Annotated in this window: 11 protein-coding genes and 1 tRNA gene; 5 read left to right on the top strand and 7 right to left on the bottom strand. The window is 30.1% G+C overall.

The features are described 5' to 3' along the window. Window positions 1-7: 7 nt before the first annotated feature. Window positions 8-391, bottom strand: a complete 384-nt coding sequence (locus ACKTTV_RS17165; protein ID WP_408032099.1) for an START-like domain-containing protein — start codon at window positions 389-391, stop codon at window positions 8-10. Window positions 392-495: 104 nt separating this feature from the next. On the opposite strand from ACKTTV_RS17165, the gene ACKTTV_RS17160 reads away from it, so the two are divergent. Beyond that, a tRNA-Met gene (locus ACKTTV_RS17160) sits at window positions 496-569 on the top strand. 221 nt (window positions 570-790) lie between these two features. Here the strand turns inward: ACKTTV_RS17160 and ACKTTV_RS17155 are convergent. After that, window positions 791-1,633, bottom strand: a complete 843-nt coding sequence (locus ACKTTV_RS17155; RefSeq protein ID WP_408032098.1) for a CPBP family intramembrane glutamic endopeptidase — start codon at window positions 1,631-1,633, stop codon at window positions 791-793. A 928-nt stretch (window positions 1,634-2,561) separates the two neighbouring features. Between ACKTTV_RS17155 and ACKTTV_RS17150 the strand changes: the two genes are divergently transcribed. Continuing rightward, window positions 2,562-3,041: a hypothetical protein gene (locus ACKTTV_RS17150; protein ID WP_408032097.1), complete on the top strand. Its 480-nt coding sequence runs from the start codon at window positions 2,562-2,564 to the stop codon at window positions 3,039-3,041. A gap of 432 nt (window positions 3,042-3,473) precedes the next feature. Then, the gene (locus tag ACKTTV_RS17145; RefSeq protein WP_408032096.1) at window positions 3,474-3,659 is read left to right on the top strand and encodes a hypothetical protein; all 186 of its coding nucleotides are present in this window, start codon (window positions 3,474-3,476) and stop codon (window positions 3,657-3,659) included. Between the two features lie 158 nt (window positions 3,660-3,817). Here the strand turns inward: ACKTTV_RS17145 and ACKTTV_RS17140 are convergent, their stop codons facing one another. Both ACKTTV_RS17140 and ACKTTV_RS17135 read right to left on the bottom strand, forming a co-directional pair. Then, a complete protein-coding gene (locus ACKTTV_RS17140; RefSeq protein ID WP_408032095.1) occupies window positions 3,818-4,399 on the bottom strand; it encodes an NAD(P)H-dependent oxidoreductase in 582 nt (193 codons plus the stop codon). Between the two features lie 60 nt (window positions 4,400-4,459). After that, entirely contained in the window at window positions 4,460-5,437 is a 978-nt protein-coding gene (locus ACKTTV_RS17135; RefSeq protein ID WP_408032094.1) for a TolB-like translocation protein, read from the bottom strand. A gap of 334 nt (window positions 5,438-5,771) precedes the next feature. On the opposite strand from ACKTTV_RS17135, the gene ACKTTV_RS17130 reads away from it, so the two are divergent. After that, complete coding sequence (locus ACKTTV_RS17130) at window positions 5,772-6,437, top strand: hypothetical protein (RefSeq protein ID WP_408032093.1); 666 nt, start codon at window positions 5,772-5,774, stop codon at window positions 6,435-6,437. 854 nt (window positions 6,438-7,291) lie between these two features. Here ACKTTV_RS17130 and ACKTTV_RS17125 read toward each other — a convergent pair. The 3 genes from ACKTTV_RS17125 to ACKTTV_RS17115 all read right to left on the bottom strand — a co-directional run bounded on the left by ACKTTV_RS17125 (window position 7,292) and on the right by ACKTTV_RS17115 (window position 11,000). Beyond that, complete coding sequence (locus ACKTTV_RS17125; protein WP_408032092.1) at window positions 7,292-7,771, bottom strand: DinB family protein; 480 nt, start codon at window positions 7,769-7,771, stop codon at window positions 7,292-7,294. Window positions 7,772-7,802: 31 nt separating this feature from the next. Next, the gene (locus tag ACKTTV_RS17120; RefSeq protein WP_408032091.1) at window positions 7,803-8,744 is read right to left on the bottom strand and encodes a hypothetical protein; all 942 of its coding nucleotides are present in this window, start codon (window positions 8,742-8,744) and stop codon (window positions 7,803-7,805) included. A gap of 1,737 nt (window positions 8,745-10,481) precedes the next feature. Continuing rightward, entirely contained in the window at window positions 10,482-11,000 is a 519-nt protein-coding gene (locus ACKTTV_RS17115; protein WP_408032090.1) for a hypothetical protein, read from the bottom strand. Window positions 11,001-11,544: 544 nt separating this feature from the next. On the opposite strand from ACKTTV_RS17115, the gene ACKTTV_RS17110 reads away from it, so the two are divergent. After that, entirely contained in the window at window positions 11,545-12,933 is a 1,389-nt protein-coding gene (locus tag ACKTTV_RS17110; protein ID WP_408032089.1) for a TlpA family protein disulfide reductase, read from the top strand. Window positions 12,934-12,967: the final 34 nt, after the last annotated feature.

Genomic DNA, 12,967 nt, shown 5'->3' with positions numbered 1-12,967 from the left:
TACTTGTTTAAGCTCCAATAGTATGTTTCAGTTCTTCAATCTGATTTTCCCATAGCATTTTTGCCTCTTCTACCTCATCTTCATCATCTGCAAAATCAGTTACTAAAACCACAACATCTTTCGTAAGCGGATCAACCTGAATTCTAAATTCAAAATAACTCTCGTCACCTTCGCTCTCTGCCCATTTAAATTTAATTCGTTCATCAGCTTTACTAGCTACAATTTTTGCTTCTTCTTCTGAATCATCCCACATAAATGTAATTTGCTTTCCTCTGGAATTAACTCTATCAGCAAACCACTCCTCTAACCCAGCAGGGGTGGCAAGATAAGTATAAAGCATGCTTGGGGAAGCGTGAATAGGGAATTCTAATTCAAATTTAACTTTACTCATTTATATATACGTTTGAGCGCCAATATATAGAATTTTTATTTAAAAAAAAATGATTTTTTTTTGTTGGTAAATTAAAAAAACGTCTATATTTGCACCCGCAATCAGGCGAGGTAGCTCAGGTGGTTAGAGCGCAGGATTCATAACCCTGAGGTCGGGGGTTCAAGTCCCCCCTTCGCTACAAAGATAAAAACCACAGTAAAAATGCGCTTTTAAGGCGCATTTTTTTATGGGCAAAAATTCTCATTATTTTAGAAAGCGAATACTTCGTGAAAAAATTCATTAATAAGTATATCTTACAGCAACCACTTTCCTATTTAGAATTTGGTTTCGAAAAAACCGCTTAACAATATTGTTCTTTAACTTTTTAAAGAAAAGAAAGTTTTAATGATTATTCCTTCTTTACAACTTCTCCTTAATAGCTTTTCTCCAGAAGTAAATGCCAAAAACAAAAGTTACCATAGCAAACATAATTCCATATTCACCTAGCCAATGTTCCGTCCCTTCATTTTTGATGGTAAGCTCAGGTAAAATCTTTTGGATATAGATATTGCTTACCGCATGAAAAATTACAGCTGACCAAAGACTTTTAGATTTGAAAGTATAGTAGGTCATTATAACGGACATGGAAATAATAACAATATAAAATGTAGTCATTTCCAAGGCAATATTGTTTCCATAGTAAACGATTAACGGCCAATGCCACGTAGCCCAAATAATCCCACTAAATAGAGAAACACCGGTAAAGGAGAGAACTTTTCTTAACTCATAAATAAAAAAACCTCTCCACCCTATTTCTTCTCCCAAAGTCGTAGCAGCCGATCTTATAACTTCAACTGTGCCCGTTAAAATCACAGCTATAATTACAATTAATATAGGATTTAAACTGCCTATTCCAACCAAACCTATTTCTTTAGCCCAATTCAATATAGTTTCTTCATTAGCCATACTCCCCAAACCGAAGCTCCAAATTAAAACGTAGGTTATCAAACCATATAAAGCGGGGATAAAGTAGGACAAACGAATATATTTCCAATTCCCCCAATTCCAATTTAAAGAGGAAATTGAACGTCCTTTAATTTTCAGTGTTATTATAGATGCAACTGCTGGGCACCACATTAACCCTCCAATATATATTCTTGACGGATATAAATTGACGATGGCGTAATGAAAAGTTGAACTTAAAACTGTTACTATAACTAGGAAAATCAATATAGTTTTCCAGGTTTCTTTGGCTTCTGACATTAGATTTTAATTTGCTTTAATACCGACGAATTTAGTACGGTTATGTTACATCTTCTCTTATATGTTATATAAACAATATCTAAATAAAAAGTTAGGAGAATTGTTTTTATTGTAATTCAAACTTATTTGTTTCCGTTTTATCAGCAAATGGAAATTTATCACATTCATCCTTTTGATTTCCATATTCCGTTTTTACCAAATACCCTAATACTAGCAACCATTAGACTCTCAAAATTCTAAGGGTTTATACCATCCCAATATCAGGGATACTACCTATTTCTTTTTATAAAACTATTATTTAGTTTAGCCTTAGCTATTCAGAGCTTGTTTAAGGGGCAAGTGAGAAAGTTGTATTTGATAAATAATCTGCGTATTAACCAAACTTTTCATACTATTTGTTTTCTATTAAAAATGTTAGTGCGCAGTTCTTTTTACCACAATTTACTTCATTTTCTATTTCTTATTTTTAATTGGATAAGTCCAATTATAATCAGTACAACATTGAAGAGTTGGAAACTAGAAAAGTTCCCATTTTTACTAAATTGATATCCTATAATCTAACAGTAACTATTGTTTTGGCTCCTTTTTTAAATTCATACCTAGTTTAATAATGATAATTATTAGAAACCTTTTCTTTATTCACCTTTCTTTTGGTCATACTCTCTATATAATTTTATTTAACATCTATAAGTTTGAGTAAAGAAAACTTAAGCTTAGAAAACATTTCAAAAAAGATCTTTTACCAAGCTTTCTTTTATTACATCAATTTCTTGCCTTATTACAAAAAATCGTAACTCTATACCATTCATTCCAAACCCCACCCTCCTATTCTTTATTTTTAAACTGCAATCATTTAAAAACAAATAATTGCAAAGGTGCAATCCGAAAAACCTATTTTAAACAGAGTAGGAAACTTAAACAAATAATAATGTCAACTATAACCAAACCAGTAAAAACTACTACTCAGACTATTACCTCTAAACTATCTCCTGTAGAGTGGAATTTTGAACCTAATACAGTTTTATATGGTACCGTTCTTAGAACAACTGATAAACAGTTTGGAGCAACAATTAAAATAGAAAATCACAAAGGCGATTTGATTGAATCTTTTTCTTTAAAATCCAGTAGTGGTTTTGAATCTAATTTTATTGGCAGCGTGGATATTACAGACGCTTCTGATTTTCCATTAATAATCAAAAGTACAATAACTTGCAGCACAGATTTCGAATGCGTTAATGCTCCTCAGACTCATTTAGGGTTAAAACTTAATAAAAAAGGAACCCCAGTTCCTGTATGCTATCAATCTACCCTATTTTGCAATGATAGTCTGAATGATACTAAAAAGGATATGGATTATAATGATTTTGTTATAACATGGCAACTTTATGACAGTTCGCATGATTCATAATAATTTAATTAATGAAATGGGGTGTAGCAATACATGTACTTAACAGTGCTACACCTCATTAATACAAGCTTTTTACTTACCTCCCAAAGTCATATCGAAGAATTCCTTCTTGGGCAATTTCTCTTCTATTTTTTATGTCTCACATTTTCATTTTCCCTTGGTTTTTCTTTCCTGAACCCACTTATGAAATATCTATACTTATAATCACCATACTATTCATACCCTTAGTAGATTAAAAACATTTCTTACTGATGTAATTACCAAAAAACTTATCAACTCAAATATAGATTACTTCAATTAATTTTTAATTATTACCTTTACACCGATTAAGTTGTAACTGCGTGTTGATCCAACTTTCATTTACCCTTGAAATAAATTAGTGCGCAGTTCTTTTTCTAATCATTTTACCTCCTTTTATACAAACTAAGGTTTATGAGTATGTTCCAATTGCTTAGCAAAGAAGAAAAAGAGAAACTCTTACTCAAAATCGAAGAAAAGACTAAAAATAGACCTTCAAAAAAGAAATTGTATTATTATCATTTCGGAATAGAAAAATGCCCTTCAGGTGTTTTAACTCCCCGACTACTACCTGAAGACTTTGAAGATCTTTATAGATAGTAAAACCCCTTTCCTTTCTTACAAAAACATACTGTTAAGTTAAGAACTCGTTCATTTAAATTTAGAATATAAAAAAACACCTAAAAAGGTGTTTAAGTAAATTTTCATCCAACTAGGTTAGTATCATTTATTTTTCCAAAAAATGTGTTCTTTTAGTTTTAGACATTGTCAGAAACTATTTGCTCAACCTCTTTAAGCCATTTTTCACGTTCTTCATAAGTGCTATCAACCACAACTGTAAATACTCGTCTCAAAACATTTTGAACCCCACAAAATTTGAAAACACAGTTTTTCCAAATTAATTCTAATGGATTACCAAACATTTCTCTTTCTCTATCGATTGTTGTATTTGCGGTATTAAAAATGATAACTTTTTTTAATTTTAGAAGTCCGATTGGAGCTCCTCCTTCACCTCCTTTAGGAAATGCATAAGCCGCATTAAGCCTCATTACTCTATCAATCCATCCCGATAGTAAAGCAGGTGGTTTACCCCACCAATTAGGATGAACAATAATTAAAACATCCGATTCAGTTAAATCTTTAATATACTTTTCAACAAGAGAATCTTCAAGATTCCCCATAATTTCCTCATATGTTAATACTGGATTAAACTCCTCCTTATACAAATCATGAAAAACAATTTCATATCCTTTTTGTATTAAAACTTGTTCAACCTGATTAGCGATTGCATGGTTAAAACTACCGCTATTAGGGTGACATATTATTATTTGAGCTTTCATTAGTAATACTTATTTTTTCAAAATTAATTTATTAGAAAATAGGTTATCCTATTTCCAGTTTTATCTATTTAAATACTCAAAAAGCTTACTAAGATCCACTTTATAAATATTCATTAAACCATTATGAATTCCTTCATAACTTCTTACTAACTCTTTATAATCTGTAAATTTCTTTTGATCAGTTCCTAAATCATCCAATCGATCGCTTGAAAAATATAACGTTTTACCATCTGGCGCTAATATCGGATCAGAATCCATATTTATAGAATTAACCTTCTCTCCTAAGTTAACTCCTTTTCCCCACTTACCATTCTTAAGTTTTTTAAACACATATAAATCGTAATGCCCCAAACCACCTTTTCTTTGGCTTGTAATGAACATAAATTTCCCATCCCTACTTACTTCAGGATCTGCATCACTAAATTCGGTATTTAACTCATTAACTAACTCTGGTTTCGTATAAGTTCCATTTTTTAGTTTTGAAACAAAAATATCACCTCTCTTAGATCCAGGTCTCGACCACGACACAAAATGTATAGTTCCATCCTCTTGAATTGTTGGATATACAATTTCATACTCATCATTGATCCCATTTACCAATTTTGGTTCTGACCATCCATTTAAGTTTTTTTCCACATACCATAAATTTGATCGCTTTAATGTAGGATTAGAACTTGGTCTATTTGAAGTAAAATATAGTCGTTTTCCATCCTTAGAATGATATGGATTCATATCTCTATATTTTCCAGAAAATGGCGCTATTTTGGGTTCAGACCAATACCCATTCTTCCAATGACTATAAACCAAAACGGTTCTTCTGAAACCTGATAACCCCTTTATAAAAAACATTTCTTTCATATCTGGAGAAATTGAAGTACCAAATTCAAAACCATTTGTAGAAACAGTGCCAGGTTGAACGAGCTCTATTTTGAGTTCATTTAAAATTTTTACAAGCTCTTCGTTCTCTTGTGATCTCATTTCTTGATTAAACACAATTGAAACCACAAGCACATATAATATATATTTTAAGTTTAGCATTTCAAGCAGTATTAGTTTTCTAAGTTTTATTTGGTTAACAATAATTATTATTCAAATGATCTGCGAGATCATTAATTACTGTCGGAGAACAAATAAAATTAAATTACAGCGAGAGCACTGCGAATTTTATGTTAAAATCAACAATCAGAAAGAACAGAAATTAAGCAATTACTTTCTAAAACTTTACAAAAAAATAGTAAATGAACTTTTAACATTTAAACTATTAAAATTTAGTCATAAAAAGACCTAATCGGCATAAAATTTGCTGCTTACTTTTTGATGGTCTTTGCTATCAAAAAAAGCAATACCACGTTTAACCTAAACTTTTTCACATATGAAAACTAAACTAATGCTTAGCTGTTTTTTAACAGCTTTATTCATCTCTTGTAGTTCTAATAATGAAGAACTTCCAATTGAACAACCCTCTTTAACCGTTGAAGTATTAGATAAAGGAGTACCATTAGAATCAGCTTCAGTAACTCTTTATTTGACAAAAAATCTATACCCTTTGGACGAAGCTAAACCAATTGCAACAGGAATTACTGATGAATCTGGTAAAGTTATATTCGATAAGAACATAGAAGTGTATCAGAAATATACTGCAAAAGTTGAACATATTTCGGAATGTAAAAACAACTTTTTCTCTTTGAATAATTATTATGCAAATGAAAATTCTAAAACTGTACTAGGAAATCGTTATAAAGAACACAACACACTAACAGTAAATGTATTAAAATCTGCAAATATAACGTTAAGAAACACTTCTCCTAATCTCCCTGGTCTTAATGATGTCATGTATGCTAACATACAAAAAAATGGAGAAGGTAAATTATTTTTGGGTGTTTTAGCTGCTAATAAGCCCATACTTATTAATGATTTTCCAATAGAAGATAAACATCTTCTGAAAATTCTTCATGTACGTACAGGAGAGGAAATCTCGTTAGAGCATGTTTCAACAGGAAACTGTACTTCAAACACCTCTTACAATGTACACCAATAAAACAATCTGAACAATTAAAAAAAGTGGGGTTATCTCCACTTTTTTGTTTTTTTGAAAAAAGCGCATAAAACTGAACAGCAAACACTTAAAACCAAGAAGAATTCTCGTTTTAGACAAATCATTGCTTTTTTCCACAAAACCTACCCTTCAAGACTACTTCATAGACCTTTCGTAACTAAATCAAACATACATTTGCAATGTAATTAAATATACCCCTTGAAATATTTAGTTATAATCATCATCATAAATTGACTTTTTTAGTTAACAAAAACCGGCTATCAAAACGCAGTCATCCAATACAAAATTTCCCCCTTAATAAACGTTTTGATAGCTTTTTTGCATCCTCTATTAGGGGATGATTGGCTCCTTCGGGAGCTTTTTTAGTTTCGTTAATTTTATATTTCTTTTCAACTAACTTACTAAGAAGATACTAGCTTATTTCCTTAAATAATATAATTCTCAACTAAAGTTAATGGCTCATCTTGTTTGTACATAATCAATACTATATATTACTTCAACCATTTCCTTTTCAGTTTTATTAAAGCGCCAAACAGTTCGTATTCTCTTTCTAGACATTTTCTTTCTCTTTTCTGTAAAATACCATCAACACTAATACGTCATATCACATTGGCAGCAACAAAGAACATACCTTTGCGTTGTAATTAATGTTATTCACGAATACATTAATTACGAATAAGCTGTCAAAACAACTTCAACCCAAAACAAAATTCATCCTCAAGTCTTTGATTGCTTATTTCGTTTCGACTTGGGAAAATTGCACAGGCTCCTACGGGAGCTTTTTATTTTCCCCCCTCTCAACAAAATTTAAGTAAGTATAGAAATAAAAAATTAACCTATTTCACATGCCCTATTCCAAACCCCATATCTTCAATTTTATAAAGATGGTTATGGTCATGCATTAACAAATGCCTAAGCATTATATAAGGAGTATATATCTTATATTCCGGATGAACAGCTTCTTTATTCCAATCTTCTTCGGTCAAAGATTTAGCCAACTCTATTGTTTTCTGTCTTACACTAAAGAAATTTTTAACTGTCTGTTCCAAGTTTAAATTAAGGTAAAAATCTCTTTCAAAGTTATCTCCTGATAATGAAATAAACTCAGGTTTCTCTTTTTCTTTAAAGTCTAACAATCTCTTTTGAAATCCATGTAAATCAGTGATGGCAATATGTGTAGCATGTTCATGAATGGTCCACTTATCTTTCACAATAATCCTTCGAATTAGCTTCGGATCTATTTCCAAAATTAACTCATTTAATATCCTTGGAGTTTCTTGTAAAGCACTTAATATTGACGTTATATTCTTATTCATAGTATTTTTTACAAGTAACTTTTACTCTCTTTTAGTTAAGTATTAAATCACCTGATATGTTAATTTCTTTGGATGAATTCATATCAAATAACTTGGCTGTTAATTTATAAGGATTATTAAACTTGCCTTTTGAAAAAGTAATTCTGGTTGTTAACCTACCAACTTTAAGTTTTTTTGCCTCTACTCCTTGCTGCTCATAACCTTTTAATACGTTCTTATTTGATATTATCTTCCTTCCTTCATTATCTTCTACATCTATTGAGAAAACAGGAAATACTCTTCCTTTTTTCTGAGATAACCCACTCACCTGTTCTAAAACTAAAATAAATACATGGTTTGAATTTATTTTCTTAGAATTAACAACCTCTTTCAACGTTTCATTATACAAATATGCCTTTGAATAATTCAGCCCTTTGTTTTCTATTTTTAAAACATCATTTTTTTTAACTGTAAAGGGTAACTCATATGAAAATGATCCATCTCCTTTTTTATCCCATATATCCACATACAATTTGTATTTCTCATTATTTTTATATGGTAATACTGCCTTAAACTTCGTCTTTAATTGAAGCGGTGATAACTTTATTCCATTTTTCAATTTCTCCAATAAGTTTGATTTCGCTACTAATGTATCTTTTCCGTTTTTTACAATATGCATTGATAATCCAGGATAAGTTAAACTATCCATCTTTTTTAAACCAACTACATCATTAAAAACTAAAGTCACTCTTTCTCCATAAACAAACTCATTTCTTTTATCTAATTTTCCATTAACGGTAATTAAGACATCCTTGCAGTCAATTCCATTTCCTTCTGAATATGCTCCCGTTTCTAAGTCTTTATGAACAGATTTATTAAAGTTACAAGACATAAAAACTCCTGTTACCATTAATAGACAAACAATAAACACCTCACTTAAAACACCTTTCTTAGTTACCATTATTTCAATTCGATTATTTGTTAGTGCCGCCAAATATAATTTTTTTATGCTTTTATAAAAGCATTTATTAAATATGTTTAGGAGTTTCAATCAGCCTTTTTCAAGAAAAAACAGTTTTTTATCACAATAAATGTGACTTCTTTAAAAAAGATGTGTCATAATTAATGAAAACGAAAAATTATTTTCGGATTCCATTAAACGAATTATTTAACAACATGATATATTTTGGTTCATAATAAACTATAGGTGAAACATAAAGTAAATCTCAACAGTATAAATCGAGTTCCCTAAAAAGAAACATTTATAAAATTTTATGAACCAATTTCTATCATCGAAAAAAGAAATCAAAACTCTGGAAAAGATTTCTAAGTTAATCAAATTTGAATCCTTACGCTAGCTTACTTACACAACATATCGAGTTGTGAAATCATATTGAATAAAAAGAAAAACAAAAAAGAAGCACACCCTTCTTTAATAGGTTGAGTACTTTTTTTATTCACCTATACTTTTGGTCGTTTTACCGACCTCAATAAACCACTAAACTAATTTGTAAAAATGAATTGGTTTGGTGGCTTATATTTGAAATGAATAAAAATTTCATACCCCCCGAATTTTTTAGCCCCTTAAACATGGGCTCCAGCATGGAGCTCTTTTCCCCTATATACCTATTTCATATATTCCTTTTTCAACTTCCACTAATTTCACTTTGCAAATCCTCAAGTAATATACTGTAAACCTTTCAATTATCTTTAAGTTTTATTTAAACTCCGTTAACATCATTTGATATATTCTTAAATACTTTTATACCGTAGTAGTAGGTAAATGGATGTTAGTCCATATCAATTTTGCATTAGACTATATTCAACCAAACTGACCTCCTCCAAAAAAGGAGGTTTTTTTGACTACAAAAAAAACAACTTAATCAATCAAAATCAACCACTTAACTACAAAAAACAGCAATTAATCTAAATTCAACTATACAAACCTTAGATATAAATTACCTTTATAATGAGTTTAAAAACTTATTTCATTGTTTAGTTAGTTTGATTAGAAATACTCTTTAGCAATAAAGAGTATTTTTCTTTTTATACAAAAACTTATATGACCTCTCAAGAGCAAAACAAACTTAAACTCATGGTTATCTTCATCATTACCAGTAAAAACCATTAGTATACAACTAGGGATTTTACCAATTGTAAGATAGCCTTACTTGTTTTAAATTGCAGTAAGTTTGGAATCAAAATTTTCGGACAGCTTAATATTTCAAGGGGAAAATTCCTACTCCTCATTCGAGTAGGAATTTTTATACGATTTTCAAAAATCAACTAACCTACAACAAACCGAATTATCCCCTTATATAACTTTTGTAATTAGCTCCTTCGGGAGCTTTTTTTATTTTATTTTTTTCTTTTGTGACTTTTTAAAAATAAAAGTGTCATAAGAGTAGTAGTATAGTTTAGTAGTAGATTTTTTTATAAAATCATTTTTTAAAAAAGATTCTCATATGAGAATCTTTTTTTATTCTAAAGCCCACTCCATGTAGTATTTTCCAATTTTTACCTTTCCATATATCGAAACTAATGGTTTTCATTATTACAGACAGTAAAAACCCTATTTAATATTAGTAAAATTACTTATTGCAGGAACGAATCTTTTTTATGACTTTTGCATTACTATTTAGCTTATAAATTTGTAAGAAGGGTTTTTTAAGTGTATAGTGGAGGGAGCTTTATTCCAAAGCTCCCTATTTGCCCTTAATTTTAAGTATACTTACTCTTTGTATTCCATTATTACATAGAAAAATTGAAAGTCTGAAAAATGAGATAATGAAACTACACCCGATCTCTTTATTTCAGCCGAATAAAAATCAATATTCATCTTTCTTACCTTATCTGTTGCATCTACGATAGCCTTATTCATATCTATTACATTGTAAGCATATCCTACAACCTGGTTTTCACCTGAGGCTAATAGTTTTTTCAAATCGTCATCCCCTTCGGTAACATCGGTAATAGGTATTCTTTTTGTTCCACTACCAGTTTGAAACTGGATGTAGTCAATATTACTTGGATAAGCAATTGTTTTCTGGACGGTATATGGGAAATAACCCGGTTCATTTATTGGTTCTCCAACTACCAAATACATTGGAGGGTAAATTGTTGCGGCAGAAACTTGAATCTGCACTCTATTAATTCCCTCTTCTCTTCCTTTTGCTACTATTAAAACTTTATCATCTTCTCCTACCCGAAAAGCTTCAACCTCGATAGGGAAAATTATGTGGTTATTCATACTAAAAACTTTCTTTATCTTTTAATAACAACAAATATCTTTATAAGTATTTCGAGTAGTAAAAAAAAGGTTATGAACCATGAATCTTTATAGTTGAACGTATGTTTTTACGGTATAACCGCTTAACACTTTAACTCAGTTAACATATTCTTAATAGATTCAATCTTTTTTTATAATTCGATCATTATTTTAACTGTTTGGTACGATTATTGTTTTAACAAGGCTTTAACAATTAATACTTTTACTATGAGAAATCATCTACTATTATCTAAAACTATTTTGTGGGAGTAATTGCTTGTGAAAAAGAGGAAAAAGAAACTAAAAAACTGAAGTGGTACTTCAGTTTTTTTCGTTTTTTGGTAGATACTATAGCTCTTTAATTCTTTTTTCGTATTTTATGATCCAGAATGTTGAAAAGCCTAAAAATTACTTACAAAAAGTTGGAACTTCAATAAAATGAAATATTTAACTAATTTCTTTGAAAAAAAAACTAAATAAAGTACTTTCGGGCTTTTAAACACTACATTTACCTAAATAATTAAGAATGAAAAAAATAGTACTTTTAGCCCTCATAGGAGGTATTATGCTTTCATGTAAGAAAGAAGCACCCGTAAAAGACTATCTAATTTTATCTGGTACAGTTGATAATTTCAAAAAGCGAGATGTTAAATTAGAAGGTTTTGATTTTGAAAAAAAGATCCCTTTTAACAAAAAAACAAAAACATTTGTTGATACTCTTAGGATAGAAAGAGATGGATATTACAAACTAACTGTAAACAAAAGAAAGTTTGATGTTTACTTAACAAAAACTGATGATCTTAAAATTCTTTTAGATTACAAAAACCCAGATGCTATTAAGTTTGAAGGGGTTAATGGCGTAACAGGAGATTATTTCATCAAAAAGAAAAACTTATTTGCTGAGCAAATTATTAACTTGAGAGAACTATTAGGTAAGGAAGAACCTGAATTTCTTTCAACTTTAGACACTTATAAAAATGCATTAACTGACTTAGCCATCAACAGCAAGTTACCAGAAGCATTTTTAAAGAAAGAAATAAAGAATATAGAATATGAATACTTAAGAGATTTATATTTCTATCCTACATATTACCCTGCTTTGAGTGGTAATGAGGACTTCGTTCCTTCAGAAAACTTTCCTTCTGTAACTGATAAAATCAATTTCAACGAAGGAGAAGATTACAAAGATTTTGATTTTTACCAAAAGATTGTTCAGGATGAAATTCAAAGATTAGCTGATGAAAGAGCTACTGAAGATGCAGATGTTGCTCTTAACTATTTGGAAACAGTTCAGACTGAAGTTACCGATAGCATTGTTAAAAACGATTTATTGTTTGAAAAAGGTCAAAAGGGAATTACTTACACAGAAGACTTAGAAGGATATTACAACAAATACATCGCTTTCTCTACAAATAAAGCTCATAAAGATAGAATTACGGAAATCTATAATTCTTTAAAGTTAACAGCAAAAGGAATGCCTTGTCCGAAGTTTGAAAACTATGAAAACATTGCAGGAGGAACTACTTCATTAGACGAGTTATTAAATAGCGGAAAGTACTTATACATTGATGTTTGGGCTACTTGGTGTAGTTTCTGTAAGCGTGAAACTCCACTTTTAAAGAGACTTGAGTTACAGTACCACGATCAAAACATTGAATTTGTAAGTATTAGTGTTGACAATATTAACGCTAAAGATAAATGGAAAGAAACCATTGAACAAAAAGAAATGGGAGGCGTTCAATTATTCGCTGACAAATCTTTTGGTTCTGATTTTATTAAGAAGTTTGCTATTAAAGGACTACCAAGATTTATTATGGTTGATCCTGAAGGAAACATTATCAGTCCAAATGCTCCTAGACCTTCAGACGGTGAAAAACTAATGAATATGTTTGAAGAGTTAGGAATTAGCATCTAAACAAAAACACACCTTTATATTACAAGAAAATCCG

The sequence above is a fragment of the Tenacibaculum xiamenense genome (assembly GCF_964513065.1).
GTDB classification, from domain to species: domain Bacteria; phylum Bacteroidota; class Bacteroidia; order Flavobacteriales; family Flavobacteriaceae; genus Polaribacter; species Polaribacter xiamenense.
This window is presented reverse-complemented; position numbering and strand designations above follow the sequence as displayed.